The sequence below is a fragment of the Myxococcota bacterium genome, assembly GCA_039030075.1.
Classification (GTDB): domain Bacteria; phylum Myxococcota_A; class UBA9160; order UBA9160; family SMWR01; genus JAHEJV01.
Window position 1 is genome coordinate 169,244 of sequence record JBCCEW010000006.1, and the last position, 25,560, is coordinate 194,803.

The window sequence follows — 25,560 nt, forward strand, 5'->3', positions numbered from 1 at the left end:
GTCGATTTCAATTCAAAATCGCCGAAAAATCAACGATTTCGACGCCGGGCCAAGCACACAACCAGCAACCCGCCGGCAGCCAGCAGGGCCCCGACACCGGGTTCGGGAACGATGACGCCGATCTCGACGGTCGGGTCGATGGCCGCCGTGTCGGTCGACTCGAAGGTGTAGAAGTTCGGGTTGGAGTCACTGGACATGGCACCCGTCGAGTGCATCGACGTGATCGCGAAGGAGAGCGTCCCCGCGTTGAGGCCTTCCTTCACGTAGTTCTCGATGTCGGGATCGGAGAGGTCGAGGATGAACTCGAAGGTCTCGCCCGCGGACACGTTGAAGGCGCCTTCGGGTACCGGATCCCCAGGCGTGAGGCCCGAGGTGGACTCCCCGATCGCCCACGGCGTGACGTCGAAGCCGCTGCCCGTGAGCGGCGCGTTGCGCTGCACGTTGTTGGACACGTCGTCTTCGGGGTCGGGCGTACCGAAGCCGAGGGGATAGATGTTGCGAATCCCTGGCGTCTGACCCAGGCAGGGCATGTCCATGGGATCGAAGGGCACCTCGGTGAAGCGCTCGGCTTCTTCGAACTCGGTGGGACCGGCCGTCAGCGGGTTGAAGGAGAGCGGGCCGACGTAGGGCGTTCGAATGCCGACGCCGTAGAGTTCGATGGGACGCCCCGAGTCTCCGTCCGCGACGTAGAGCGGGTCCATCGGATCGAGGTAGGTCTGCCAGGCGTCGTAGGTCGGGTCGTAGGTCATGCCCGCGCCGCCCGCCGACACGAAGGAGTGGGTCGCAGTCACGCGGATGGTGATGAAGCTGTAGTTCGAGAGTCCCTGGCCGGTCGGGATCCCCGCAGCCGCCGTGTCGACGGCGATCACGAACTGCCCGTCCTTGTTGTCGAAGCAGGGATCCAATGCAATGAACGTCGAGGCTGCGTTGCGGACCCCGGGCGTCCCGTTGAAGGGATACATCCAGCGGTCGAAGTCAACCGGATCGATGGTCACGTCGAACAGCTGGGCGTGTGCCGGCGCGGCGAGCGCGAGCACCAGTGCGAGTAAGTGGAATCGGATCTTCATCATGAACTCCTAGTCTTCATCTGGGATTTCCGCGCGCTCTTGGATTCCCGTCTTGCGCGGACGCGGCGCAACGCGAGCACGGCTGCGCCGCCACAGAGCAGTCCTGCGGTCATCGTGGGTTCGGGAAGCGTCTCGACGAGGAGGCTCGGCTTGAAGTTGGGACTGACCGTGCCGTCCTCGAAAGTCCAGAAACCGATCACGCGGAGTTCGTCCGAGGTGACCGCAATGCCGTGATTCGGCGCACCGTCGACCCATTGCTGCACCAGTGCGGTGATGTCGCAGAAGTACAGCCCGAGCGCGGTGATGTCCTCCCAGCCGTCGATGACCGGGCCGATCGGTGGGCGGTTGTTCCAGGTGAGGGTGGCCTGGCTCCAGGGGGCCAGGGTCTCGTGGCACTGGACCTCGCCCACTTCGGCGGTGGTGTCGCCAAACAGCGTGTAGTCGAACCCGTAGTAGAGCCACGCGTAGGCGTACTGAACGACCGTGCCCGGCTGGGTGAGCTCGGGGGGCAGGTCGTAGCGGATGTAGTACTCGAAGCTGTGGTCCGAACCGCCCAGGGTGTTGGTGAAGGCGTAGGCGCTGTTTCGGAAGCCACGCGCGAGGTCGGGAAGGAACGCATACGGAGCCGAGTCCTCTCCGGACTGGATCAGATAGGTATCCGCTGGTGCGGGCGCTGGCATCGCCAGGATCATCCAGAGGGCGATCAGATGGAGAGACGCGCTTCGCATGGAGCCTCCGATACCTAGAGGGCCGGGGAGCTGAATTCGCCGACGAGGCCGACGAAGAAGGAACGACCGCGGATCGAGTAGGAGTCCTCTCGACGCTCGTCGGTCACGTTGAGAAAGTCGCCGAACAGGGAAATACGACCGGCTCCTGGAAGTGACCACGAGTCGGGGAGGGGCTGGACCACCCGCACATCGAATCGGTACGACGGGTCGGTACGAGCGGTCGAGTCAGCGAAGGACAGCAGGCCCGTGCCGCTGCGCTCGGGGATGACACCGCTCCGGTACAGGGCCGTGCCCGTGATCTGGGTTTCGAGGTGGGGGACCCGGAACACCGCGCGACCCGTCACCGCATGCTCGGGCTCGTTCGGGAGCTCGTCGGCGTCGATGTTCGAGTCTTTGACTTCCGTCCGGAGGAAGGTGTAGTCCACGAGCACTTGCACCCACCGGCCATAGCGAAGCCGCAGCTGGGCTTCACCCCCCCAGGTGATCACGGAGTCGAGGTTCGTCTTTCGGAAGACGTTGGAATTCAGGGGTAGCTGCTGCGCCACCTGCATCCCCGAAAAGAAGGCGACGCACTCGGGTGTCCAGTCGGCGGGATCCGGGAAGAACATCCGTTGGGCTTGGCAAATCGCCGCGATCTCGGGGGTGAAGGTTGGATCGACGAGGACGGTCGTCGTGCCAATGGAGATCGTCTCGGCGAACTGGGACCGAATGAAGTCGTCGATGTCGTTGTAGAACGCCGAACTCGAGAGGCTGACCCAGTCGAAGGGGCTCCACTCGAAGCTGCCGCGCAACGAGAGCGAGTCTTCCGGCTCGAGGTTCTCGTTCCCCGCCAGGAAGTAGGCGCCTCCGAGTTGGGGCGTGGGGGGCTGGAACAGGTCGCGCAGTGAGGGCGTGCGGTAGTTGAGGCCGCCCGATGCGCGCAGCTTCAGGGTGTCGTGGGGCTTCAAGAGAATGGCCGCCTGGGGCAGCACGCGCTCCTCGAATTCGCTGTGGAAGCGGATCCGACCGCCGAGCACCAGTGAGAACCAATCCGTGAGCGCGCTCTCGGTCTGGATGTAGACGCTCGGGTTGAAGAAGGACTCGTCCTCCCGTCGTCCCGCTGCGAGCCCGTCGTTCTCGATGTTGGGGGGCAGGGTGCCTTCGTCCAGGCGCAGGCGCTGCACGAGGGATTCGACGCCCGCCACGATCGAGTGCTCGACTTCCCACGTCGTCATGTAGTGGTCGACGAGCAGTTCCCCCTTCCACTCGTCTTCGAAGAGCGTAAAGGACCGACCGACGTCCGAGTCGGTCTCGACGGCGTAGTAGTTGCCGTTGACCGTCACCTGCGTGCTGTCGAGGGCGAGCCATTCGATTCCCGTGTTGACGCGGTAGTTCGTGTCGGTGCGCGGCAGGTTGTCGTCGCTGTCTTCGGGGACGAAGTCGTCGTCCTCGATCCGCGCGGCGGCGTTGCCGCGCAGGGTGATCGCGTCGCCGATCGGGGCATCCCACTTCGCGTACAGGAAGTAGGACTGGGTCTGGGATTCGTCGCCACCGACCTGGGCCGACACGATGTCGGGGTCGGAGGGCTCGTCGAACCCGTTGATCTGGTCGTACTCCCCCGAGAGCGAGAAGCCGATGGGCCCGAGTCGCAGCGCGCCCGTGCCGCCGCCGATCGCCCTGCGATCGCTGCCGCCGGCGCCCCGGAACCCGAACTTCCACCCCTCGCTCGGGGCGTCGTGGGTGATGATGTTGACGACGCCGCCGCCCGAATCGCTGCCGTAACGAACGCCCTGGTTTCCCCGCAGCAGCTCGATGCGTTTGACGTTCTGCAGGGGGATGTCGGCGGCATCCCCGACGCCCCCGATCTCGCCGCTCCACCGCTCGCCGTCGACGAGGAGCTTGGTGTACTCGGGGGGCATGCCCTCGATCGAGATCGCGGCCTCCTGCCCCTGGATGCGCTGAGAGGTGCGGATCCCGGCCAGGTACTGGAGGACCTCGGCGGCGTCGGTCGCCGGGATCGCCTTGACCTGCTCCTCGGTCACCGTCTCCGTCTCGATCGCCGTGTCCTGGAACACCTCGACCGGTCGCAGGCGCTGGTCGCGCACCTCGATGTCGCCGCCCTCGTCGACCTCGCCGCCTTCATCGATCTCGTCGTCGCCAACAGTGGTCCCATCGCGCTCGTCCGCGTCTTGGGCGAAGAGCGGAGCAGGCGTGTAGGCAAGCAGAGCCAGCATGAGGCAGAGCCAACGCATGGGGGGTGGGGAGTCTCACGAGGACGGGGTCGGTCTGGCTGGCTACCGCGCAGTAGCGAGCTGGACGAGAACCAGGAGTCGAAGAGCTAGCCGTCGAGATCGAAGCGCATGTTGAACTTGATCTTGCGGGCGCCACCAGGCGGCGGAGCGAAGGGCGCTGCGCGCTCGACCGCGCGACGGGCCTCGTGCGAGAGCACTTGAGGCGAACGCCCCGGCGTCTCGATCGACTTCACCTCGCCCGAGGGGCCTACCGCGATGACGAGCCGCACCATGCCCTCGGTGCCGCGTCGTCGCGCCATCGCCGGATAGCGCCTCTGCGCAGTGATCTTCTGCTTGACCAGCGCGCGCCAGCGTTGCAGTTCGTCGGCAATGGACGGACCGGGGGCGACGGACGGCACGGGCAACGCCGCCACGACCTGCGCCTCGGAGCTGGCGGCCGCGACGACGGGTGGTGCCGGCTCGGCTGCTTCTTCCGCCGGTTCCGGAGTGGGCTCGGCCGCGACGGGGGCCGGTTCCGGTTTGGGCTTGGGCTTGGCGACGGGTCTCGCGATCGGCTTCGGCTCGGTCACCGGTTCCGGCGGCTCGGGGACCGCCTCGGGCACCTCGTGCGGGGCCGGCGGGAGTTCGACGACCCGCACCTGGACCGAGAGTTCGGGCGCCATCGGCGCATGGGTCGCGGTGGCGGTTCCCTGCAGCCAGAAGGCGGCGGCGGCATGCACGACGAGTGAGGCCGCGAGCGCGCGGCCGAGCCAGCTTCGTCGTTGGGGGGAACGGGTCACAGCGGGCGGCAGTCTACTTGGTCAGGATCAGGCGGTGGTTGCGGGTCAGGCGCAACGTGTAGAGCTCGCCGTCGAGTTCGATCCGCAGGAGTCCGGCAGGTCCGAGGATGTCTGTCGCGTTGACGGTCCGGACGGCCTGGTCCGGCGCCTTGGGCGCCGCAGCGGCGGGATTGGCCTCGATGGGCTGCATTGGATCTCTCCGTTCTTCGTCGTCGGGGGCCATGCGGTCCCGCCTCGCTGATCGAATCGTGGGCGTCGGAGCCCCGGCTGTCCGGAAAGCGAACGGCAGCCAAGGTGCTGGCAACGCGCACGGGGTCCCGGCATGCTTACCGGGCGCGCGCAAGATAATGGAATTGATTTTCAATTTCAAGCTTGCTAACCGTCCACCTTAGACACGCGTGCAAGTGTGCGTAGGTCAAACGCCGTTTCGCTCGGCGCTTCTGGGAAAGGGAACGGACGATGCCCCCTGATCGCCCGCCTGCGGTCGACGACGACCGCTGGGACCACCGACGTGTGTTCGCATTGCTGCGCGAACTCGGTCGATTGCGTGTAATTCACCGCAGCGGTGCCAGTACCTTCGAAGCGCTGTGTACGATGGGCCCCCACGGTTTCGCGGGTGGCTACCTCAACGCGATCACGGATGCCTATCACTGGCACGTGAAGCTCGACGAGTTCGGCTTCCTGCGGACCCACGACACCACCCACGCGCGCTCGGGTCGTCGCGTCCTGTTCTTCGAGCTCTGCGCCACCCGCGAGGCGAAGCCCTTTGCGATGATCTACCTGCATCGCGAAAAGGGAGCCGAGTTCGAGGTCGACCGCGAGAAGCGCTTCCTCGAAGCGCATGCCGCGCTGGCGACCGGGCGCGAGCTCGAACCCTTCGACGGAGAAGCCCCAGAATGATGATTCGAAGCGGCCGCATGGCGGCCCTGACCCTGCTCGTGCTCCTGACGGCGGCGGCCACAGCGTCCGCTGAGGCTGCGAAATCGCTGCGCGTGGCCACGCTGCTGCCCAGCGTCGAAGACGCGCTGCGCGACCTGCCGGGGGTCGAGGTCGTCGCCGGCGTCCGTCGTTCCTTTACTGCGCCCGAACGAACCGATGTGATCGACCTCGGCAGTCCGCACCATCCCAACGTCGAGCGCCTGGCGACGTCCCGGGCGGACCTGGTGATCGCCGACGCCCTGATCAATGGCCACCTCGAGGAGATGCTCACCCGCTTCGGCGCCGAGGTGATGATGATCGACACGACGAGTGTCGAAGGCATCTTTGCCGGCCTCGTCGCGGTGGGACGCCGGGTGGGGGCCGAGCAGGCCCTCGAGCAGCGTGTGGCATCGGCCCGCGAAGGGGTGAATGCGCAGAAGGTCGAGGCGCCGCTCCGTGTGCTCGCCCTGTTCGGCACGCCGGGCAAGTTCCAGGTGATCACCGACCAGAACTGGATCGGCAGTCTGCTCGACACGCTGGCTCTCGAGAATCTGGGGGCTGGGGTGAGGGGCGAGCAGCGAATCCCCGGATTCGTCGCCGTCAGCCAGGAGCATCTCTCCACGTTGCGCCCGGACCTCGTGCTGCTGGTGGCCCATGGGGATCCCCGCGCGATCCAGGGCGAATTGCAGAAGCAGCTCGCGGGCAACGGTCCGCTCGGCCAGCTCGGCAAGTCGGCGTCCCACGGCGTCCACGTGCTGCGCCCCGATCTCTTCATGGGCAATCCTGGGCTCGCCCTGCCTGCCGCGGCCGAAGCCCTCGCGGCATACGCGGCCACGACGCCGTCCGTCGCTGCGCCGTGAGCCGACTTTGGGGACAACTCCGGACGCTCTACCTGCGTCTGCGCGAGCGCCCCAGTTTCTGGGCGATGCTCTTGACCGCGGGCGTGGGAGCAGCAGCGTTGCATGCACTCACGACCGGAGCGGTCGCGGTGCCCCTCGCGGAGCTGTGGCCGGCTCTCATCGATGAGGAGCATGCCTTCCATGCCGTCGTCTTCGACGTGCGGTTGCCGCGGATCGTCGGGGCCGTCCTGGTCGGAGCATCGCTGGCCTGCGCCGGGGCGCTAATGCAGACCGTCGTGCGCAACCCGCTGGCCGACCCTGGCTTGATCGGGGTGAGTGCCGGTGCGGGCGTCGCGGTCCTGCTGGTGATCGTACTGGCACCCGAAGCGACGTTGGCTCTGCCGTTCTTTGCCTTCCTCGGGGCGAGCACTGCCCTGACCGTGCTGATCGCGAGCGCCTGGACCAAGGCGCGCACGCCGGCGCCCCTCCGGATCATCCTCTCGGGCGTTGCGCTTCAGGCGCTCGGTCTCGGGCTACTCGCGATCCTCCAGTTCTTCTACGCCGACCGCGCGCCGGCCTTCGTGGCGTTCGTGATCGGATCGCTGAACGGTCTTTCCTGGACCGACGTCGGCATCGTGCTGGTCCCTACCGTGATCGGGCTGAGTCTGGCGCTGATCGGGATCCGCACCCTCAACCTGCTGCTCTTCGACGACGCCACGGCGAGTGGCGTCGGGCTCCGGGTGCGCGCAGCACGGCTCGCCGCGTCGGGTCTGTCGGCGCTCTTGGCCGCCGGTGCGGTCAGCGTCGCCGGGCTGGTCGCTTTCGTCGGACTGATCGTGCCCAACGGGATCCGGCTGCTGACGGGGCCGGACCACAAGGTCTTGATCCCGCTCACCGCTCTGGGCGGTGCGCTGCTCATGATTTGCGCCGACACCCTGGGACGCACGGCGGTGGCGCCGCTCGAGCTGCCCGTGGGCGCTCTGCTCGCGCTGATCGGCGGACCGTACTTCCTCGTGCTGCTCCGGTGGAAGCTGGTATGACGGCGATCCTCGAGGCGAAGCGCGTCTGTGCGCGTCATGACGGTGGAGATCACGACGCGATTCGCGACGTCAGCCTGGCCATCGCGCCGGGCGAGATCGTCGTACTCCTCGGGCCGAACGGTTCGGGGAAGAGCACGCTGCTCGCCTCGCTCGCTGGTGAGATCCCGCCGCGCGAGGGGAGCGTCCAACTCGACGGGAAGGATCTTCGCGAGTACAAGCCGAAAGCGTTCGCGCGCCGCGTAGCGCGATTGCCTCAGGATCCGGCTACGCCGGAGGGGCTTTCGGTCGGGTCCCTGGTCATGAGCGGGCGCCACCCCCACCTCGGTTTCTTCGAGGCGCCGGGCCCCGAAGATGCCGCCGCCGTGCGTCGCGGTCTGGAGGCCGTCGGCCTCTCGGACGCCGCGCATCGCTCCGTCGATCGCCTCTCGGGCGGGGAGCGACGCCGCGCCTGGATCGCCATGGTGTTGGCGCAAGAGGCGGACGTGCTGTTGCTCGACGAGCCGACGGCAGCCCTCGATCTGCGGCACCAGTGGGAAGTGCTCGACAACCTGTCGCGCATCTCCCAAGACCGCGGCATCACCGTCGTGGCCGCACTCCACGACCTCGAGCAGGCGGCGAGCCTGGCCCACCGGGTGGCCGTGATGCACCGCGGCCGTCTCTACGACCTCGGGCCCCCGGAGCGCTGCTTGCGCGAGGACACGATTCGCGACGTCTACCAGGTAGACGCGCTGTTGCAGAAAGAAGACGGCGCTCTGCGGATGCGCGTGCGGGGACCTGCAGACCCGCTGCGCAGCCTATGAGACCCACGAAGCGAGGCAGATACCCAGCGATGTGGAATCGACGCAACCAGAACCCCGGCTCTGCCGGTCGGCCGCTCCCGGCCGAGTTCCTCGAGTGGCAGGTGAAGCTGCGGGCCTGGACGATGCACGAGACCCACGGTGCGCCCCACGCGGGCGTCGCGCCGCTGTTGGTCGTGCGACAGCCGGGACTTGCGGTGGGCGTGAGCAGCCACTCGATCATTTGCGGGCTCCTACCGGCGCCCGGGGTTCTCGACGCAAAGACCGTCGAGTTTCGCGAGCTCTACGAAGCCCATATCGGCGACGGCGCCCGCGCGGTGTACGACCAGGGCATTGCCTACCTCAAGAACTACTACGAGGAGGCCTCGGCCTTCGACCCGGGCAGCATCACCACGCTGCTGCCGCGGAAACTCCCCGTGGTCGACGCCTTGCGGTCCGAAACCAAGTGCGCGCTCGTGTTCTACGTCTTCGACCTCGTGGACAAGAGCGAAGTCGGGCGGTTGCGCTGTCTGCACGTGGACTGTGAAGCCGACGTGCTCGAGAGCGGCCCGGTCTACGACAACGTGTGGTGGCACAACACGCTCTTCCACGGCCCGGCCGACGAGCACGTCGTGATCCACTTCCGGCACCGCGGGACCTGGGATACCCGCTTCGGTGCGCTGGACGAGGTGGCCTCGTGATCCGGATCGTCTGCGTCGCGCTCGGACTCGCCTTCGCGGCGGTGGCTGGGGCCCAGGAATCGGCCACCCAGGCCGTGGCGGCCTACGACCAGTTGCCGCCGCCCGCGAGCGAGCGAACCCTCGCCGACTGGTACGCCATGGGCGGCTGGGTGATGCACCTGCTCGTTGCCTGTTCGGTGATCGCGGTTGCCATCGGCCTCGAGCGCGCGGTTTCGCTTCGCTCCGGGGCGGTGGCGCCGAGGCGGCTGACGAAAGCGCTGGTCAAGGCGGCCAGCTCGGCGGACTTCGCCCTCTTCGAAGAGCACAACCGGAAGTCGAGCTCGGCTCTGGCATCCCTCGGCGGAAACCTCCTGGAGGCCTGGCGACGTACCCGCGATCGCGTTGCGACCGAAGAGGCTCTCGAGGTGGCCGCGAGTTCGGAAACGGCTCGACTGTCCCGCAATCTCTCGCTGCTTTCGTCGGTCGGGAACGTCGCCACGCTCCTTGGCCTGCTCGGAACGGTTCTCGGGATGATCGAAGCCTTCGAGACGATCGCGAGTCAGGGATCGAGTGATGCAGCGGTGGTGGCGGGCGGCATCTTCCGCGCGCTGGTGACCACGGCGGCTGGCCTTTCGATCGGCATTTTCGCTTTTACGCTTCATGCACTCTTGCGCCGGCGGGTCGAGGGTTGGATCGAGCGGCTCGAGGACGACCTCACCGAGGTCCTCGACGCGCTCGAGACCGTCGAGTCGACCGAGCTTCTGCCGGCCCGCGAGGAGGCTCTCGAGCCCCAAGCGGCCGCGTCATGAGGATCGCGCGCGGCGTCGAAGCCGAGGACAACGGCATGGGGCTCACGCCGCTCATCGACGTGGTCTTCCTGCTCCTGATCTTCTTCATCGTCGCCACGTCGTTCAACGAGCCGCGCCTGTCGCTGGAGCTCCCCGCGGCCGAGACGGCCGCGATGAGTGAGCCGGTCGAAGCCGTGCGCGTCGAGATCCGCAACTCGGGCGAGATCGTCGTCGACGGCGAGACGACCACGCTGCTCGATCTCGACAGCCTGTTCGCGAAGCGTGCCGGCGATGTCGACGTCGTCGAGCTGCGCGCTGAACTCGCGGTGCCCCACGGCTCCGTGGTCGAAGTTCTGGACCGAGCCCGTGCGCACGGTCTGACGGAGGTATCCATCGCGGTCGAACCGCGCGCGGGGCCTGCACCCGCGAATCCATGATGTTGTCCGGCCCTCGGATGCGAAGTGCGTGTCCGAAGGCCGGTGCTGTCCGGTGAGGCCCAAGCGAAGCGCCAGGCCCCCTCGCCAAAATGAGGAGAAAGCAGAAATGGCTGGGAAGGCTAGTAACACTCGGAGGGGGCTCTGGCTCTCTCTATTGATCCTGTTGTGGACGTTGCCCGCGGGCGCGCTCCCGATCGTCCCGTTCACGGAGACCTTCAACGTGGACGACTCCAATTGGCTGGATGCCACGAGCGGCGCGCCGACCTACAACGCGACCGGCGGCCCTGATGGCAGCGGCTACATCTCGACCACCCAGATCGCCCAGGGTCCGCCCTTCGGGACGATCATGTTCCGCGCCAACCAGTCGGCTGGCGCCAGCGGCGGGAACTTCTCCGGCGACTGGGGCAACGTGATCACCCTGACGGCGGACGTTCGTCACGACGGCCCCGCGCCGGCGAGCTTCTTCTTCCGCTTCTCGGCGGGACCGGGGAACTCGCTGATCGGCCTGACGGGCGCTCCGGTGGCCGCGAACGTCTGGACGACGCTGACCCTGGCGATCGACGCCTCGAACCCGCTCTTTACGAGCGGCGGCGGCACCTTCGCTTCGGTGATGCCCAATGTCCAGGACTTCCAGATCGGTGTTGTTGGTGATGCCGCGACGTCGGTGACCTGGGACCTCGACAACGTGAGCATCGTGCCCGAGCCCTCGACGGCGCTGCTCGTCGCGGGTGGGCTGCTCGCGATGGCCCGCGCGCGTCGCCGCAGCTAGTTCGAGACGACCCGAAAAGGCGGGCCCGGGTGCGCTGGCACCCGGGCCCGTTTTCGTTGGCGGCCTCGCGTTTCGATCAGGGGCCGACGCCGCGGTTCAGGCGAATTCACTGGTGTGGCTGGCTTCTGCATCGCGATTTGCCGTCACGTTCGTTTGTCGGAATCGGCGCGCCGCTGCACATGCGCCCGAACGGGCACGCATTCACGCAATCGTCACCGTTCGAATCGCTGTACACATTTCTTCCCTCGCTATTGTGCAGAGCATCGCGTGCCACGCGCGCCCGAATCGGCACACGTTCAAATCCGGTCGCGACGAACGCTCTAGAGGCATCCCTCGTCGCGCAGTAGGTCTCGTCGGTGAGTCTCCTGTGGCCATCGCAGGCCTGCAGTGCGTCTCGTCTCGAGGGCTTCGTCGTTCGCTCTTCATGCTGTCCAAGACGTCTCGGACGTCGCAGGGCAGAAGGGAAGCGTTCGTCCGAAACCGAGTTGTCCGCCTCTGTGTCCGATTCCAAGACGACGGCCGCTGCCGACCGCTGGCTGCACGGCCCCGCTTCCGATCTGCTTCTCGGCAGTGCTCTGGTGTACCTGCCGCTGTTCGCGTTGCTCCTCGGTGCGGGCACGCGGCTCGAGGCGTGGATTCCCATGAGCCTCATGCCGCTCGTGATCCTCGCGTTCAACACGCCCCACATCGGGGCGACCCTGTTGCGGGTGTACGAGCGGGAGGACGATCGCCGTGCCTACCAGATCTTCGCCCTCTACCTGACGCTGCTGCTCGTCGGGCTGAGCCTGGCCGGCCTGTACGTGCCCGTCATCGGGTCGGTTCTGATCACGCTCTACGTCACCGTGATCCCCTGGCACTTCACCGGCCAGAACTACGGGATCGCCGTGCTCTTCCTCCGCCGGCGCGGGGTCGAGCTGGATCCGGAGACGAAGCGGCCGCTCTATCTCACGTTCATCCTGACCTACGCGATCACCTTCGTCGCGCTGCACGGGGACGTCCTCTCCGACGCCTATGCCCCCCTGCGGGTCATCGGCACGCAGTACCGCTTCTTCGCCCTGGGGATCCCGGGTTCGATCGTCTGGTTCCTGCTGGCCGGCCTCGCGATCGGCTACGTGCACTGTGTGCTGCAGGCTCTCTCGCGGCTTCGCGCCGTCGCGAGCTGGGGGCAGATCGCGCCGGCCGTCGCGTTGATGGGCGTGCAGGCGCTCTGGTACGCGGTTCCCATTCTCATCTACTTCGTGATGGACCCGAGCGGCATCTTCCCGTTCGATGCGGCCCACTACGCGTACACGTTCACGTGGATCACCCAGATCCACGCGGTCCAGTACCTCTGGGTCTCGAGTTACTTCGCCCAGCGGCGTGATCCAGGCTTGTCGACCGGCCGCTACTTCGGCCGCGCGCTCCTCGCTGGGACGGCCGTCTACGGGGTGCCCGCGCTGCTGCTGGCGCCCGGAGTCCTGGGCAGCGTGCCCTTCGATGGCGGCCTGTTCATCATGCTCGCCGGAGCGTTGAACCTGCACCACGTGCTCCTCGACAGCGCGATCTGGAAACTGCGTTCGAGCCGGGTGGCGAGCGTGCTGCTGCGTCCGAGCGAGTCGGTTACGGCCCCGGCCGAACGGGCCCCATCGGGCTGGCGGCCCCTGGTCTGGGCCTCGGGAACCCTGGGGCTGGCACTCATGGTGTTCGGCACCCTCGAGAGCCACTTCGGGAGCCTCGGCGCGATCGAGCGCAAGGATCTCGTGCGCCTCGAGCAATCCAGTCGACGTCTCGCCTGGATGGGACGCGAGAGCCCGAACCTGCACGAGAGCATCGCCGTGCTCCGCGCCGAGCGCGGCGACCTGGGTGGCGCCCTCGAGGCGCTCGAACGCGCCGTCTCGCTCCAGGCCACCGACACGGCCTGGGTGAACATCGGGCGCATTCGCGAACGCAGCGGGGATCTTCCCGGTGCGATCGAGGCCTATCGCGAAGCCGCCGCTCTCGCGCCCGACTCCGAGGACGTGCGGCGTGAACTCGAGCGCGCATTGGAAACCCGCGCTGCGTCGCGGGTCCGGCGTGAAGACGTCGCCTCCTAGGAGCCGTCCACGGGCTGGGCGTCTGCGCAGATCGGTGAGCCGGCATCGACCCGGTAGCAGAGTCCGAGCGGAGTGTCGTCGGCCCAGGTGTCGGGCTCCCGCCAGTAGCCGCACCAGTCACGGCGTTCCCCGTCGGGTTCGCCGGCGACGAGTACGAAGCGGGTGCCCGTGTCATCTTCGGGGACACCGTCATGGACCAGGGGCGTCCACGCGCCCTCGTCGTTCCGGATGGCGGCGTGGAGCCGCGGGGTGTGGTCCAGTGTCGCCTCGGTCTCGAAGCAGACCCGCGTGAGCGGTGCGTCACCGAAGTGCGCGATCCACGTCTCTGCGTCGCGCGGATCGCCGGCGACCCCCGGCCACGGGTAGGCGCGCGAACGGACGCTCTTGTGCCGCCAGCTGCGCTCGCGCGGCGGACGCTGGGGGAGCGCGTCGCCGTCGGCGAGACCCGCGTACTTCTCGAGCAGATAGCGCGGTGCTGCCGGGCCGTAGAGCGTGCCCGACCCCTCGTAGTGTTGGAGAGCGTACTCCTCGGGTGTGGTGAAGTAGTAGGCGTAGCCGTTGCTGAGCCCGAGCAGCACCACCTCGTCCAGGCTGCGCCGGTTCGCGACGGCGTGGGCGATGCGGCGGCCCAGCGTCGTGGTGAACTCGCCCGGCAGCGTGACGAAGCGCAAGGGCCCGAGATCGTGCAGGCCGATCTCGACCTGCGGGGCCGGCTGCAGGCTCGCGAAGACCATCTGCGAGATCGGGAGGAAGGGCAGGAAGAGCGGGACCGGCCCGAGCTCCAGGAAGTTGAGCGCTGGCACCTTCGCGCCCTGTCGGCCCCAGGGAAGCGGATTGCGGAATCCTTCGAACCAGACGATGCCGACGTTCGACGGGCCGTCCTCGGCGCCGGCCAGCGTGGCGTGTCCGGGGAGCGGCAGCCGCGCGGTGCAGCGTGGCCCGGCATCGTCATGGTCCGCGAGGCATTGGTTGCCGAGCGGCAGTTGTTGGCGCCGATGGGCGATCGACGCCAGCTCGAGAGGGCGACTCTCGTCGGGTGCGAGCAGCTTCCGGGTGGCGAGGGACGCGAGTCGCAGGACGTCGGCGCGGTCGCGGCCCTGCTCCGCCCGCCAGGCGGGGGAGACGTCGCCCTGGGCACCGTTGAAGAGTGCGACGACGACCGGACCCCCTTCCCGTGCGGCGAAGGCCCGCTCGGCGGTGAGTGCCATCGCTCCGAACACGTCACTCGACACCAGCGGGAAGGCCGAACCCACCACGGTGGCGTGGAGCGTCAGGAAGCCGGCCACACCGAGCAGCGCCCCGCTCTCGGTGGCACGCAGTTCCAGGGCCCTCAGTCGGCGGTCGACGGCGGCACACGTGGCATCGCGGGGGTCGTCGGCGTGCTTCTCACAAGAAGCGTTGGCGTTCTCGGCGAGGATCGCGTCGGCTTCCGGGTTCGCCAGGAAGGGATCGAGGCTGCGGTTGCGCTGCAGGCCCGCGACGGTGCTCTCGCTCCAGCGCGCGGTCGCGGGTTCGGCGCGGGAGACCGCCGTCGCAACCGCTTCCGTGATCCCGTCCGCCAGCTGCTCGAAGAGGGCGGGCTGGAAGCCCGGTTCCACCTGGGCCATCGCCCCGAAGAACCGATCGGTGGAATAGTGCCCGGGGCTGTGATGGGTGTGGGTCGCGGAGAGCACCAGCTGGGCGCGGCGCAGCTTCCGGGCGGCGCTGTGCGGTGACTCGGCGAGACGCTGGGCCACGCGATCGAGCAGTCCCTCGGGCAGCGACCAGAGGTCGGTCGAAACGAGCACCAGGGCGTTGCCGTCGGGCGCTTCGAGGTAGACCGCACGGGCGAACAGACGCAGCCACACCCCGCGCGACACCTCGCCGAGGGTCGAGTAGCCACCCATCCCGGTGCCGGGCAGGGGGGTGATGTCGACGCGCGCGGCGCCGGCGCGAAATCGACCGGTGCCTTCGACCTGTCCGATGCCGGTCGGGTAGCTGCCGGTGATCACCGTGGTCCCGCAGGCAAGCAAGAGAATGGAGATCGCGACGATCGCAGCGAACGAAGCCGGACGTAGGTGCATGCGCGAGAAGAAGCGCTGCGCAGGACTCGATGTCAAGTCGCGTACGGCGGATCGTCTCGGTGCGTGAACACGCTCAGAAGCGGACGTAGCGGTCCGGCGTCGCCTCGTGGGTCGCGTCTTCGCTGGAGGTGTCGGGCAGCCCGGGCAGCGCCGAGAGGGCCGAGAGCAGGTCCAGCGGCACCACGAACGTCGCGCGTTCGGGCTCGGGCAGCTCCACGCGGAGCCCCTCCCGCTCTCGGACTTCCCGCTCACTCTCGGCGTAGGTGAGCCCCATCAAGGCCCAGGCGGCGCAGAGGCCGAGGGCCGTCCCTCGCATCGGACGGTACGTCGAAACCACGAGCCGCGTGTCGGCAGAACACGTGCAGAAGTTGAGCCGAGCGGGGTGCGCGTGGGAGGGGAAGAATGGAGCCGACGAGCGGATTTGAACCGCTGACCTGCTGATTACGAATCAGCTGCTCTACCAACTGAGCTACGTCGGCGTCGGTGGCCTCTACGGGGCGCAGCGGGCCGGACTTTAGCTGTCGCACCCGGGGGTCGCCATCGGGGCTGCGGCACTCCAGGTGGCTCGGCGCGTCCCGAAAGGCGGCGAAGATTGACGCCAGACCCGGCCTCCCCATAGGATGGACGCAGCTGCGCTGGAGGTATCGCCATGTCCGTTCTTCCCCTCGTCGACCTCGTCATCTTGATGGGATCGGGAAGTGTGGCCGTCGGCTTCCTGTTGAAGGCGGTCGCCCTGACCACCCGCTACAACCCCACCTTCCTGGGCTTCTCGTCGATCGACATGCTGATCATCGCCGGCCTCTGCTTCGGGTTCGCGCTGGTGCTCACCGCGCGCACCTGGCTGAAGCTGAACGAGCCTCACCTCCAGGCGCTCCAGCGCCGCATCGGCGAGGAAGAGGCCCAGCGCCGAGCCCAGGAGATCGAGGCCGAGCAGCGCCCGGACCTGGCGGGAGCCCGTTCCTCGGAAGCCGCCTAGCTGACGGCGCCGCTAGCGGCCGCGCCCAAAGGGACCCAGGCGCCGAAACGGACAGACCCCACCCGCGCGCGGTTCACCGCGAAGCGGGTCGGGTCGTGGGTCCGTGGAGTCGAGCGGGCCTCTGGCAGAGTTCGCCCCTATGGGGGGCCTCCGCCTGGGGGCGGGCGCTATTCGCGGCCCGGGACGAGGCGCAGAGCCGATCGCGTCATCTCGCGGTAGAGGGACGCGCTGGCGCTCCAGATCTCGCTCGCCTTGTACTTCGCCTTGTTCAGCATGACTTGGCCTCCGCGAAGGAATGTGGACATCCGGGCCCCTCCCGTGTCAGGGAATTCGCCGCTCCCGCCCCAGCCCGATGCGCTGGGAGGCCGCGCCCGCGGGGGCTACCTTGCTCCCGTGAGCAGCAGCGCGGCTAACTCGGCCTCTCATCGGCAGATCTGGATCGACGGTGAACTGGTTCCCTGGGACCAGGCGACGGTCCATGTGCTTTCCCACAGCCTCCAGCGGGGCTCGCTGATCTTCGACTACATGAGCGTCCACGAAGCCGACGGCGGTACCGCCGTCTTCCGTCTGGACGAGCACGTCGGTCGCCTCCTCCACTCGGCCGAGCTGGTGGGGCTGCCGCTGGAGCTGGACGCGGCGGCGATCCGCAGCGCCATCTGCGCGACGGTCCGCGCCAACCCAGGAGCGAAGGCGGTCAAGGTCAGTGCCTATCTGCCTTCGATCGAAGTGGACGTGGTCCCGCTCGACCCACGCGTCACCGTCGCGATCGCGGCCTACGATCCCCAGGCGGACATCAACGCGGGGAAACCCCAGGCGCCTCACCGGCCCGAGACGCTCTCGATCTGGATCGAGAAGGCGGTGAAGAACCGCCGCGAGGACATCGTGCCGCCCCAGGCGAAGGTCTCGGCCAACTACACGTCGCCGATGCAGGCGAAGTGGAACGCGCGCAAGGCGGGCTACGACGAGATCCTGCTGGTCGATGAAGCCGGTCACGTTGCGGAAGGGCCCACGACGAACGTGTTCCTGGTGGATGCGGCGGGAACCCTGGCGACGCCCACCGAAGAGAAGGTGCTGCTCGGCGTCACGCGGCGCTCGATCCTCGAGCTCGCCGTCGACGAGGGGTTGAACGTCGAAGAGCGCGGCATCCGACCCGAGGAACTGGCGAACGCAGAAGAGGCGTTCCTGACCGGCACCACCGCAGGCGTCTGGCCGATCGCGAAGATCGACGACAAGCCTCTCGGGGCCGCGGTTCCGGGCCCGGTGAGCCAGCGCCTGCGCGAGCGTTTCCGCGCGGCCACCCGCGGCGCCGACCCCGCCTTCGCGCACTGGCTCACCTACGTGGATACCGAGCGGGCGGGTCGCGGATGAGCGCTCCCGAACCGAGTACGAAGGGCCGCAAGAGGGTGCTGTCGGGGGTGCAGCCCTCCGGCGACTTCCTTCACATCGGCAACTACTTCGGGGCGCTGCGCCAGTTCGTGGAGCTGCAGGAAGCCCACGAGATGCTCCTCTTCATCGCGGACTACCACTCGATGAACAGCGTGCGTGACGGCGCCGCCCGGCGGACCTATACGCACGCTGTCGCCCTCGACTACCTGGCCTGCGGCCTCGATCCCGAGCGGGCGATGCTGTTCCGCCAGTCGGACGTCCCCGAGGTCACCGAATTGACCTGGATGCTCTCGACGGTGACGCCGATGGGACTTCTCGAGCGCGGCCATGCCTACAAGGACAAGGTGGCGGCGGGTCAGCCCAGTGACCACGGCCTCTTCGCCTACCCGGTGCTCCAGGCCGCCGACATCCTGATCTACCACTCGGATCTCGTTCCGGTCGGCCAGGATCAGAAACAGCACATCGAGATGGCCCGAGACATCGCCCAGCGCTTCAACCACACCTACGGCGAAGACCTGCTCGTGCTACCCGAGCCCTACATTCCCGAAGAGGTCGCGGTGATTCCCGGCACCGACGGGCGCAAGATGAGCAAGTCGTACGGCAACGCGATCTCGATGTTCGACAAGCCGAAGGCGGTGAAGAAGTCCGTGATGGGGATCGTCACCGACTCGACGCCGGTGGAGGAGCCGAAGGACACGTCCGGGCACCTGTTCCAGCTCTGGTCCCTGTTCGCGGATGCGGCCGAGCGCGAGGAGATGTTCGCGCGCGCCAAGGGCGGCGGGCTCGGCTACGGCGACGTGAAGAAGGACCTGCTCCAACGGGTGAACGCCACCTTCGAACCGATGCGCGAACGACGGGCGGCGCTCGAAGCGAAGCCCGAAGAAGTCGACGCGGTGCTCGCCGACGGCGCGACGCGCGCGCGAGCGATCGCCCAGCCCGTGCTCGAACGCTGCCGCGAGGCGAGTGGTCTGGGCGCGGCGCGCTCCTAGCCAACCCTTCCTAGACGTGGCGCAGCGCTGCCACGATCTCGAGGCGCGCGGCCGAACGCGCCGGCAGGAAGCCGCCGACGCCGCCGATCAACGCGGCCATGATCATGCCTTGCGCGAGGCTTGCGCCGCCGACGTCGAGCTCGAACGCCATGCCGACCAGCGAGAGGGCGAAGCCGTCCCACGCAAAGGCGAGGCCGATCCCGAGGATTCCGCCCAGCAGGGAGACGAGCGTGCTCTCGAGCAAGAGCGACGCTCCAACGCGCCAGCGTCCAAAACCCAGCGCACGCAGGGTGCCCATCTCGCGAATGCGCTGGCTCATCGTCGCGTACATGGTGTTCGCACCGGCGACGATCGCCCCCAGTCCCATCAGCGCACCGATCAGGTTGCCCAGGTAGACGAAGGCTACCGACGCGCGTTGGAGCCGCGCGTAGTACTCGGGTTCGGTCTTCGCGCTCACGCTGACCTGACGGGAGGTCTCGAGGCGCTCGACGAGGGCGACGGCTTCTTCGGGGCTCTCGGTTCGAAGCACGACGGCCGACGACTCGCGCCGACCGCTTTTGCCCCGGAGGTCCTCGATCGGCAGCCAGAGTTCACTCTCGAAGAATTGACCCTCCGCACCGAGGATGCCGACGACACGGTAGGCGCGATCACGAATCCGCAGCTCGGATCCCACCGAGACGTTGCCCACGTTCTCGGGCACGAGCCGTCCGATCAGCAGCTCGCCCGGGGCTGACGGCAGTCGCCCTGCGATCAGCCGCACGCCGGGGTGCACGAGGAACGCATCGGGCGTGTAGCCCCTCATCATGATGTAGCGCCGGTTCTCCGGGTTCTCGGGGTCGGTACCCGGCACCGGGACGCTCCGGTCGTCGAGGAGCTCGACGCTGGCGAGTGGGGCTCCCTCCGCGTTGCGGAGCACGCCGGCGGTGTAGCGGACGGCGTTCACGGTCGGCGTGTCCAGCCGCGAACTTTCTGCGCTGCTCGCGCCTTTCGAGAGCACCACGACGTTCGAGGGGTCTCCCGTGCTCGTCGCCATTCCCGCGAGAGAACGCGCGGTGGCGCCCATCACGACATAGACCATCACAGAAATCGCGACGCCGAACAGGGTGACGCTCGTCGCCCCTTTTCGGGCGAGCGCGTTGCGCCAGGCGTAGCGCAGCGGGAGGAGCGCGCGGCTGAAAGCGCTGCTCATTCGCTGTACCGCAGGGCTTCGGTGATGGTCATGCGTACTGCGCTCCAGGCAGGCTGCGCACCGGCCAGAATGCCGAGCGGGATCGAGAGCAACGCCGACCGCAGCACCACGGAGGGGTCCGTGATGAATTCGAATCCCGCGCCCGGGATGCGCACTTGGCCGCTGCTGAAAACGGCGTAGGCGAACAGCGCCCCGATCACGCCGCCGGTCACGGCCACGAGCATCGCCTCGGCGAGCACCAGGCTGATCACGCGTTCTTTTCCGTATCCGAGCGCGCGAAGGGTCCCGATCTCGCGGGTGCGCTCGCGGACGCCGATCGCCACACTGTTGCCGACGACCAGCAGCGTGACGGCCAGGGCCAGGTAGCCCACCAGGCGCAACCCGTTCATGGCGTCCGAGAGGCCGGCAATGAACGGTGCGATGTGGCTCTTCTCGGTCACGGTCTCGGTGGACATCACGTAGTTCGCGAAACGCGCGTCGATGGCGTCGGCCGCGGCGGATGCGGTGCCCGCATCTTCGGTTCGGACCTGGACGAAGGTGACCCGGCCGGCACCCCCCATCACGTCTTCGAGGTAGTCGAGCCGGACGACCGCGACCCGATCGAGCCGATCTCCCTTCGCGATGTCCCCGGCGATCTCGAAGCTCAGGGGCGGAGTTCGTCCTCGCCCCCGGATCGTCACCCGCTCGCCCACCTTCCAGCCGTTGTCGGCGAGCAGACGCTCTCCGACCAGGGCGACGGTCCGCTCGGTGAGGAAGCGCCGCAGCTCCCCTCCGGTCACGCCCATCGGAATCCCCATCTTCAGATGGGAATCCGAGGTGACGCCCATGGCCACGGCGAAGCTCCCCTCGCGCCTGCCTTGGCCAAAGTGGAAACGCACCGGGGACGCGGCGCGCACCCCCGGAAGGCTCTCGACCTGCTCGGCGTAGCTGGCCGGAAGCCGGGCGCGCCAGCGACTGAGCCGGTCCTTGGGCTGGACGAAGAGCAGGGCGTCGCTCGACGTGCCGCGGACGACGTTGCTCATCGTGTAGAGCAGGCTCTCGAGGGAGGTGAACAGGAAGAAGGCGATCACCAGGCCGAGGAAGGTCAGCGCCGTGCGCCGCGGGCTGCGTCGGAGCTGCCGTCCGACCAGCGGCGCCTGACGGGCGAGTTCGTGCAGCACGCTCATCCGGCGCTCACCAGGCGGCCCTTCTCGAGGTGCACCAGGCGGCCGGCGCGCTCGGCGGCGCGCGGATCGTGGGTCACCATCACGAAGGTCGTATTCGCTTCACGGTTCAGCAGCTGGAGGAGGGCGAGCACCTCTTCGGCGTTTTCGCTGTCGAGGTCGCCGGTGGGTTCGTCGGCGAGCACGAGCAGCGGGTCGTTCACGAGGGCCCGCGCGATCGCCACCCGCTGCTGCTCGCCGCCCGAGAGCTCGGTGGGTCGGTGATCCATGCGATGGCCGAGCCCGACGATGCGCAGGGCGGCCTCGCAGCGATCGCGACGCTCGTCGGCGTCGTGGTCCGAGATCAGCAGCGGGATCTCGACGTTCTCGACGGCCGTCAGCACCGGGATCAGGTTGTAGAACTGGAAGATGAAACCGATCGAGCGGTTGCGCCACACGTCGAGCTCGTGCTCTTCGAAGTCGCGAAGTTCACGGCCGTCGATGCGCAGGCTGCCCTGGGTGGGGCGGTCGAGGCCGGCGATCAGGTTGAGCAGGGTCGACTTCCCCGAGCCCGACGGTCCCATCAGTGCGACGAACTCCCCCGCTTCGATGTCGAGGGAGAGGTCGGAGAGGACGGGCACCTCCGAGTCTCCGCGCCAGTACGACTTGTGGAGGCCGCGAATCTCGACGAGCCGGCTCACGACGCGGGCAGGGCCACCGGGTCGCCATCGCCGAGACTCGGAGGCGGCGCCTCGACGAGCGGGGTGCCCTCTTCCGGGCCCTCGTCGATCACGAAGAATCCGTCCTCGGTCTCGCGGCCGGTCACGGTCGCGGCGGTCACGCGCCCGTCTTCCACGCTGAACACGACGCGTCGTCCGCCGCGTTCCACCACGGACGAGATCGGGACGGCCCGACGTACCTCGATCGGGGCGCTCGGCTCCGCTTCCAGGAAACTCACCTTCGCCGACATCTCGGGGAGCAGCTCGCGTTCGGGCTCGCGAATGCGCACGGTCACCGGCACGACGCCCTTCTGGCGGTCGGCCATGGCCGCGATCTCGACGACATCGGCAAGGTAGCGGCGTCGCGGCATCGCTTCGGGGGTCACCAGGGCGACGCCGCCGAGCGCGACCTTGCGGATCTCGGTTTCGCCCACCTCGAGCGAGACCTCGAGGGAGGAGAGATCGGCCAGGGTCACGACCGCCGTGCCCGGGTCGCCCTCGGCGGTCACACCGATGGTCAGGAACTCGCCGACGTCGCGGATCTTGCGGATCACCGTGCCGTCGATCGGCGCGACGATCGTACGGTTGTCGTAGGCCACCTGGGCGAGATCGCGTCGCGCAGCCGCTACGTCGCGCTGGGTGCGGGTTCGATCGAGCTCGGCCTGCGAGGCGGCGCCGCGCTGCTGCAGGCGCTCGAGGCGGCGGAGTTCGCGCGTCGCGTCGGCGAACTCGGCGCGCGCGAGAGAAAGGTTGGCGCGCGCTTCGTCGCTCTCGAGTCGCGCCACCAGGTCCCCCACCACCACCTGTTGGTTCTCGGCGACGGACATCTCGACGATCTTGCCCTGGGCCTTGCTCGAGAGGGTGATCTGACGGTGGGCTTCCAGGTAGCCCGACGCCGATAGCAGGACCGGCGGCGAGCCCACGTCGCGCCAGGCGACGGTGACCAGGTCGACCTCCGGAGGTGCGGTAAGGCGCCCCCAGACGATCCAACCGACTCCCAGGAAGGCGAGCAGACCGACGATCCAAGGCCAGCGTCGTCGCCGGCGCGGGCGCCCGGTGGCGTCCGGTCGGGCCTCGCCGCGCAGGACGGCGAGATCGCGGGCCAGGCCCTCGTCCGGCGCATTCGCCGGGCGCGGGCCCCGGGCCGCGGATGCGGCCGGGGGGGACGAAGAATCGGTGGACATCGGACTCCGGGGCGCAGGCGCAGCCGAGAGCCTAGCGATCCACCCCGAAGTCGGCCCGGCGGGAGACCCCGCCAGGAGCCCGCAGCCGTGACCGCGAGCCGTGTCAGCGCATCATTTCCCCGGTGTTCACCAGCAGGTTCTGCCCGGTGATCGCGCGGGCCCGGTCCGAGCAGAAGAAGATCGCGGCCTCGGCGACTTCCTCGTCGGCGGTCATGCGCTTCATCGCGAAGTCGCCGGTGATCTCGCCGACCACGTCATCGAGCGGGCGGTCCTCCTGCTTCGCGCGGGCCGACAGGAATCCCTCGACCGGCGGACCCCACATCCAGCTCGGTACGACCATGTTCACGCGGACGTTGTCGGGACCGAGTTCCTGGGCGAGGTAGTACATCGAAGAGAGCAGGGCGCCCTTCGACGCGGCGTAGCCCGCCTGGGGCAGCGACGGCAGGAACATGGACTGGGAGCCGATCAGCACGATCGACCCACCGCCGGCCTTCTTCATGACCGGGTGGAGCGATCGCAAGAGCGTCCAGATGCCGACCACGTTGGTGTCGAAGGCCTTCCGCCAGTTCTCGAAGTCGGTGTCGTGAAGCCCGCCGAAGGCGTTCTCGTAGGCCGCCACGCCGACCAGAGCGTCGACGCTCCCGAAGCGCTCGACCCCTTCCGCGACGAGCGTGTCACAGGCCGCGCCATCGGAGATGTCGGTGGCCCGGTAGGCGACGCGTTTTCCGCTCGGGTCGAGCTCCTTCGCCGCCGCTTCCAGCGTGGCTTCGGTGCGCGCGGCCAGCAGCAGGTTCGCGCCGTCGCGTAGCGCGGTCTCGGCCACTTCACGTCCCAGGCCGGCGCCCACGCCAGCCACCAGAACCGTCTTGCCTTCGAGGATCATGGGAGGTCTCCCTGCGACGTCGTCGCGAAAGTGGATCAAAGAGGGGAGGGCGCGGTCGTTCAGACCACGCGGTGCATGTTGCCGTGTCCGGGAACCAGCGGCAGATCGAGGGCCGAGAGAACGCCGGGCTCGGCCGCGCAGACGGCGGGAATGGCGTTCACCGCACGCATGCCCGTCGCGAGACAGCCGCCCGCGTTCGGATCACCCCCAGCGCCGCGGAACGTGGTCTCCTGGACGATGTTGGGGCTGCCATCGATGATCACCCGGTAGGCGTCGTTCTCTTCGATCTTCGCGCGGGGCCAGTCGGGCGCGGCAGCGGTCGTGATGCGGTTGCAGTGCTCGACGACGATGCGCGGTTCGCCATCGACCCAACCGCGAATTTCGAAGCGTATGGCCGCACAGCAGCCGGGCTCGATCACCCCGTTCTGGTACTCGATGCGCTCGGGCGCTTCCCACTTCTCCCAGACCGTGTCGATCTGCTCGAGCTCGACACCGAGCGCATCCGCGACCATCGGCACGGTGTGTCCCCAGGAGAAGATCAGCACCTTCGGCGTTTCGAGCAGCGCTTTCGTCTGCATCGGTTCGCCGAGCCCCATCGGACCGTAGTCGCCGGTGTAGCTGGCGTAGTCGAGGATCTCTTGAATGCGGACCCGGTCGACGCGGCCGCAGACCCCGATGAGGGTGAGCGGAATCAGATCGTTGGCGAACCCGGGGTCGATGCCGGTCGTGAAGCAGCTGGTGCCGCCCTCTTCGCAGGCCTTCTGGATCGGCTCGATCATTCCAGGCGGGCAGGCTTTCGGGTAGACGAAGGGCGTCATGGCCGTCGACACGACGTTCTTGCCTGCGCGCAGCGCGCGCGAGAGGTGGTCGATGTTCAGCGCGGCACGTTCCGCCGTGGGTCCGAAGTGGGCGACCGCGTCGGCGTCGAGGGCGAGCGCCGCGTCGAGGTCGTTGGTCGCGGTGACGCCGATCGGGTCGATGCCCGCGATCTCTCCTGCGTCCTTGCCGTGCTTGGCTTCGTCGCTGACGACGCAGCCGACGATCTCGAAGTCGGGGTGCTGGACGAGTTCCCGGATCACCATCTTGCCGACGAAACCCGTGCCCTGGACGATGACGCGGTAGGCCATGGAGGCTCCTGTTCATGCCGCTCGCGGGTGGCTGTGAGCGCTCCGAGCGGCAGCGGGGCCGCTGCGTGGCCGGCAGCGGCGGATTGGAGGAAATCGAAAGGAGGTTTACACTCTCGACCAAGGTGTAACGTTTGTCAACGAGCCCGAAACCGCACAGGAACCGGCCGAGCCGCTCACGGCGTCGTGGCAGCGCCTGGGACGGCGATCGTCCGCAGCCGGCCGCGGCGCGCGAACGCTTGCTCGAGGCCGCAGAACGCTGCGTCGCCCGGGACGGGCTCGCCCAACTCGGGATCGCCGGGGTGGCGGCAGAGGCCGGGGTGAGCCGCCCGACCGTGTACCGCTACTTCCAGGACCGCCGCGAGCTGATCCAGGCCACGTTGATGCGTTCGGGCGAGGCGCTCTCGTCGCGGGTGGCCGACCACCTCTCGGGCTTCGACGACCCGGGGGCGATGGCCCTCGAGACCGTGCGCCTCTCCCTCCGTGCCACCCAGCGCGATCCGCTCCTGCGCCAGGTGTGGACCAACGCTTCCCTCGACGCCTCGGCTCTGGCCGGCTTCACCCAGCCGTTCGCGATCGCCCTGACCGAACGCGCGATCCGACCGCTTGCCGACGCAGCGGGCTGGAGCGCCCGCGAATCCACCGAGGCGAGCGAGACGTTGATGCGGTTCGTGTTGTCCCTCCTGGCCGCGCCGGGGCCCTCCCGATCCGACGCGGCGCTGCGTGGGTACCTACGGCGCCGGTTGCTGCCGGCGCTCGGTCTCTGAGCACCTACGGCGCG

The 25,560-nt window shown here is 68.2% G+C and carries 26 protein-coding genes and 1 tRNA gene; 13 read left to right on the forward strand and 14 right to left on the reverse strand.

All coding sequences use genetic code 11. From position 1 onward, the window contains the following. Positions 1–29 precede the first annotated feature (29 nt). The 5 genes from AAF430_08830 to hemP all read right to left on the reverse strand — a co-directional run bounded on the left by AAF430_08830 (position 30) and on the right by hemP (position 4,995). Entirely contained in the window at positions 30–1,067 is a 1,038-nt protein-coding gene (locus AAF430_08830) for a PEP-CTERM sorting domain-containing protein (protein ID MEM7410324.1), read from the reverse strand. Continuing rightward, on the reverse strand, positions 1,067–1,795 hold the full coding sequence (locus tag AAF430_08835; protein MEM7410325.1) for a DNRLRE domain-containing protein: 729 nt from the start codon (positions 1,793–1,795) through the stop codon (positions 1,067–1,069). The genes AAF430_08830 and AAF430_08835 overlap by 1 nt, the downstream gene beginning before the upstream one ends. 14 nt (positions 1,796–1,809) lie before the next feature. Then, positions 1,810–4,026, reverse strand: a complete 2,217-nt coding sequence (locus AAF430_08840) for a TonB-dependent receptor (GenBank protein ID MEM7410326.1) — start codon at positions 4,024–4,026, stop codon at positions 1,810–1,812. Positions 4,027–4,112: 86 nt separating this feature from the next. Further along, positions 4,113–4,805 carry a TonB family protein gene (locus AAF430_08845; protein ID MEM7410327.1) on the reverse strand — a complete coding sequence of 231 codons (693 nt, stop codon included), beginning with the start codon at positions 4,803–4,805 and terminating at the stop codon, positions 4,113–4,115. 13 nt (positions 4,806–4,818) lie between these two features. Further along, positions 4,819–4,995, reverse strand: coding sequence for a hemin uptake protein HemP (hemP, locus tag AAF430_08850; GenBank protein ID MEM7410328.1), 177 nt, complete (start codon positions 4,993–4,995; stop codon positions 4,819–4,821). 269 nt (positions 4,996–5,264) lie between these two features. On the opposite strand from hemP, the gene AAF430_08855 reads away from it, so the two are divergent. From AAF430_08855 to AAF430_08895, 9 genes are all read left to right on the forward strand, one after another. Further along, complete coding sequence (locus AAF430_08855; protein MEM7410329.1) at positions 5,265–5,705, forward strand: hypothetical protein; 441 nt, start codon at positions 5,265–5,267, stop codon at positions 5,703–5,705. Continuing rightward, positions 5,702–6,583, forward strand: coding sequence for an ABC transporter substrate-binding protein (locus AAF430_08860; protein MEM7410330.1), 882 nt, complete (start codon positions 5,702–5,704; stop codon positions 6,581–6,583). The genes AAF430_08855 and AAF430_08860 overlap by 4 nt, the downstream gene beginning before the upstream one ends. Then, entirely contained in the window at positions 6,580–7,602 is a 1,023-nt protein-coding gene (locus AAF430_08865; protein MEM7410331.1) for an iron ABC transporter permease, read from the forward strand. The genes AAF430_08860 and AAF430_08865 overlap by 4 nt, the downstream gene beginning before the upstream one ends. Then, the gene (locus tag AAF430_08870; GenBank protein ID MEM7410332.1) at positions 7,599–8,402 is read left to right on the forward strand and encodes an ABC transporter ATP-binding protein; all 804 of its coding nucleotides are present in this window, start codon (positions 7,599–7,601) and stop codon (positions 8,400–8,402) included. The genes AAF430_08865 and AAF430_08870 overlap by 4 nt, the downstream gene beginning before the upstream one ends. 29 nt (positions 8,403–8,431) lie before the next feature. After that, positions 8,432–9,079, forward strand: coding sequence for a hypothetical protein (locus tag AAF430_08875; GenBank protein MEM7410333.1), 648 nt, complete (start codon positions 8,432–8,434; stop codon positions 9,077–9,079). Continuing rightward, positions 9,076–9,867 (forward strand): MotA/TolQ/ExbB proton channel family protein, encoded by a 792-nt coding sequence (locus AAF430_08880; GenBank protein ID MEM7410334.1) that lies wholly within the window; start codon positions 9,076–9,078, stop codon positions 9,865–9,867. The genes AAF430_08875 and AAF430_08880 overlap by 4 nt, the downstream gene beginning before the upstream one ends. Next, on the forward strand, positions 9,864–10,283 hold the full coding sequence (locus AAF430_08885; protein ID MEM7410335.1) for a biopolymer transporter ExbD: 420 nt from the start codon (positions 9,864–9,866) through the stop codon (positions 10,281–10,283). The genes AAF430_08880 and AAF430_08885 overlap by 4 nt, the downstream gene beginning before the upstream one ends. A 163-nt stretch (positions 10,284–10,446) precedes the next feature. Then, positions 10,447–11,052 carry a PEP-CTERM sorting domain-containing protein gene (locus AAF430_08890; GenBank protein MEM7410336.1) on the forward strand — a complete coding sequence of 202 codons (606 nt, stop codon included), beginning with the start codon at positions 10,447–10,449 and terminating at the stop codon, positions 11,050–11,052. Positions 11,053–11,549: 497 nt separating this feature from the next. Next, positions 11,550–13,124, forward strand: a complete 1,575-nt coding sequence (locus AAF430_08895; GenBank protein ID MEM7410337.1) for a hypothetical protein — start codon at positions 11,550–11,552, stop codon at positions 13,122–13,124. Here AAF430_08895 and AAF430_08900 read toward each other — a convergent pair. The 3 genes from AAF430_08900 to AAF430_08910 all read right to left on the reverse strand — a co-directional run bounded on the left by AAF430_08900 (position 13,121) and on the right by AAF430_08910 (position 15,666). Continuing rightward, positions 13,121–15,187 (reverse strand): neutral/alkaline non-lysosomal ceramidase N-terminal domain-containing protein, encoded by a 2,067-nt coding sequence (locus AAF430_08900; GenBank protein MEM7410338.1) that lies wholly within the window; start codon positions 15,185–15,187, stop codon positions 13,121–13,123. The two genes, AAF430_08895 and AAF430_08900, sit on opposite strands and share 4 nt — an antisense overlap. Positions 15,188–15,260: 73 nt before the next feature. Then, on the reverse strand, positions 15,261–15,503 hold the full coding sequence (locus tag AAF430_08905) for a hypothetical protein (protein ID MEM7410339.1): 243 nt from the start codon (positions 15,501–15,503) through the stop codon (positions 15,261–15,263). A gap of 87 nt (positions 15,504–15,590) precedes the next feature. Further along, positions 15,591–15,666 (reverse strand) — tRNA-Thr (locus tag AAF430_08910). Between the two features lie 170 nt (positions 15,667–15,836). On the opposite strand from AAF430_08910, the gene AAF430_08915 reads away from it, so the two are divergent. The 3 genes from AAF430_08915 to trpS all read left to right on the forward strand — a co-directional run bounded on the left by AAF430_08915 (position 15,837) and on the right by trpS (position 18,538). Continuing rightward, entirely contained in the window at positions 15,837–16,163 is a 327-nt protein-coding gene (locus tag AAF430_08915; protein MEM7410340.1) for a hypothetical protein, read from the forward strand. Between the two features lie 393 nt (positions 16,164–16,556). Beyond that, the gene (locus tag AAF430_08920) at positions 16,557–17,531 is read left to right on the forward strand and encodes an aminotransferase class IV (protein ID MEM7410341.1); all 975 of its coding nucleotides are present in this window, start codon (positions 16,557–16,559) and stop codon (positions 17,529–17,531) included. Beyond that, entirely contained in the window at positions 17,528–18,538 is a 1,011-nt protein-coding gene (trpS, locus tag AAF430_08925) for a tryptophan--tRNA ligase (protein ID MEM7410342.1), read from the forward strand. Before AAF430_08920 ends, trpS begins: the two co-directional genes overlap by 4 nt. Before the next feature lie 10 nt (positions 18,539–18,548). On the opposite strand, the gene AAF430_08930 is transcribed toward trpS, so the two are convergent. From AAF430_08930 to AAF430_08955, 6 genes are all read right to left on the reverse strand, one after another. After that, the gene (locus tag AAF430_08930) at positions 18,549–19,727 is read right to left on the reverse strand and encodes an ABC transporter permease (protein MEM7410343.1); all 1,179 of its coding nucleotides are present in this window, start codon (positions 19,725–19,727) and stop codon (positions 18,549–18,551) included. After that, positions 19,724–20,893 (reverse strand): ABC transporter permease, encoded by a 1,170-nt coding sequence (locus tag AAF430_08935; protein ID MEM7410344.1) that lies wholly within the window; start codon positions 20,891–20,893, stop codon positions 19,724–19,726. Before AAF430_08935 ends, AAF430_08930 begins: the two co-directional genes overlap by 4 nt. Then, the gene (locus tag AAF430_08940) at positions 20,890–21,570 is read right to left on the reverse strand and encodes an ABC transporter ATP-binding protein (GenBank protein MEM7410345.1); all 681 of its coding nucleotides are present in this window, start codon (positions 21,568–21,570) and stop codon (positions 20,890–20,892) included. The genes AAF430_08935 and AAF430_08940 overlap by 4 nt, the downstream gene beginning before the upstream one ends. After that, entirely contained in the window at positions 21,567–22,772 is a 1,206-nt protein-coding gene (locus AAF430_08945) for an efflux RND transporter periplasmic adaptor subunit (protein MEM7410346.1), read from the reverse strand. The genes AAF430_08940 and AAF430_08945 overlap by 4 nt, the downstream gene beginning before the upstream one ends. 103 nt (positions 22,773–22,875) lie before the next feature. Next, positions 22,876–23,655, reverse strand: coding sequence for an SDR family oxidoreductase (locus AAF430_08950; protein MEM7410347.1), 780 nt, complete (start codon positions 23,653–23,655; stop codon positions 22,876–22,878). A 59-nt stretch (positions 23,656–23,714) separates the two neighbouring features. Next, the gene (locus tag AAF430_08955) at positions 23,715–24,782 is read right to left on the reverse strand and encodes a dihydrodipicolinate reductase (GenBank protein ID MEM7410348.1); all 1,068 of its coding nucleotides are present in this window, start codon (positions 24,780–24,782) and stop codon (positions 23,715–23,717) included. A gap of 236 nt (positions 24,783–25,018) precedes the next feature. Here AAF430_08955 and AAF430_08960 point away from each other — a divergent pair, with 236 nt between their 5' ends. After that, the gene (locus tag AAF430_08960; GenBank protein ID MEM7410349.1) at positions 25,019–25,546 is read left to right on the forward strand and encodes a helix-turn-helix domain-containing protein; all 528 of its coding nucleotides are present in this window, start codon (positions 25,019–25,021) and stop codon (positions 25,544–25,546) included. Positions 25,547–25,560 lie beyond the last annotated feature (14 nt).

Excerpts from the sequence above, each read along its gene's own strand:
- AAF430_08875 (MEM7410333.1), top strand. The coding sequence starts at position 8,432 with ATGTGGAATCGACGCAACCAGAACCCCGGCTCTGCCGGTCGGCCGCTC.
- AAF430_08900 (MEM7410338.1), bottom strand. The coding sequence starts at position 15,187 with ATGCACCTACGTCCGGCTTCGTTCGCTGCGATCGTCGCGATCTCCATT.
- AAF430_08935 (MEM7410344.1), bottom strand. The coding sequence starts at position 20,893 with ATGAGCGTGCTGCACGAACTCGCCCGTCAGGCGCCGCTGGTCGGACGG.
- AAF430_08840 (MEM7410326.1), bottom strand. The coding sequence starts at position 4,026 with ATGCGTTGGCTCTGCCTCATGCTGGCTCTGCTTGCCTACACGCCTGCT.
- AAF430_08950 (MEM7410347.1), bottom strand. The coding sequence starts at position 23,655 with ATGATCCTCGAAGGCAAGACGGTTCTGGTGGCTGGCGTGGGCGCCGGC.
- AAF430_08955 (MEM7410348.1), bottom strand. The coding sequence starts at position 24,782 with ATGGCCTACCGCGTCATCGTCCAGGGCACGGGTTTCGTCGGCAAGATG.
- AAF430_08835 (MEM7410325.1), bottom strand. The coding sequence starts at position 1,795 with ATGCGAAGCGCGTCTCTCCATCTGATCGCCCTCTGGATGATCCTGGCG.
- AAF430_08870 (MEM7410332.1), top strand. The coding sequence starts at position 7,599 with ATGACGGCGATCCTCGAGGCGAAGCGCGTCTGTGCGCGTCATGACGGT.
- AAF430_08930 (MEM7410343.1), bottom strand. The coding sequence starts at position 19,727 with ATGAGCAGCGCTTTCAGCCGCGCGCTCCTCCCGCTGCGCTACGCCTGG.
- AAF430_08860 (MEM7410330.1), top strand. The coding sequence starts at position 5,702 with ATGATGATTCGAAGCGGCCGCATGGCGGCCCTGACCCTGCTCGTGCTC.
- AAF430_08915 (MEM7410340.1), top strand. The coding sequence starts at position 15,837 with ATGTCCGTTCTTCCCCTCGTCGACCTCGTCATCTTGATGGGATCGGGA.
- AAF430_08855 (MEM7410329.1), top strand. The coding sequence starts at position 5,265 with ATGCCCCCTGATCGCCCGCCTGCGGTCGACGACGACCGCTGGGACCAC.
- hemP (MEM7410328.1), bottom strand. The coding sequence starts at position 4,995 with ATGCAGCCCATCGAGGCCAATCCCGCCGCTGCGGCGCCCAAGGCGCCG.
- AAF430_08945 (MEM7410346.1), bottom strand. The coding sequence starts at position 22,772 with ATGTCCACCGATTCTTCGTCCCCCCCGGCCGCATCCGCGGCCCGGGGC.
- AAF430_08885 (MEM7410335.1), top strand. The coding sequence starts at position 9,864 with ATGAGGATCGCGCGCGGCGTCGAAGCCGAGGACAACGGCATGGGGCTC.
- trpS (MEM7410342.1), top strand. The coding sequence starts at position 17,528 with ATGAGCGCTCCCGAACCGAGTACGAAGGGCCGCAAGAGGGTGCTGTCG.
- AAF430_08830 (MEM7410324.1), bottom strand. The coding sequence starts at position 1,067 with ATGAAGATCCGATTCCACTTACTCGCACTGGTGCTCGCGCTCGCCGCG.
- AAF430_08905 (MEM7410339.1), bottom strand. The coding sequence starts at position 15,503 with ATGCGAGGGACGGCCCTCGGCCTCTGCGCCGCCTGGGCCTTGATGGGG.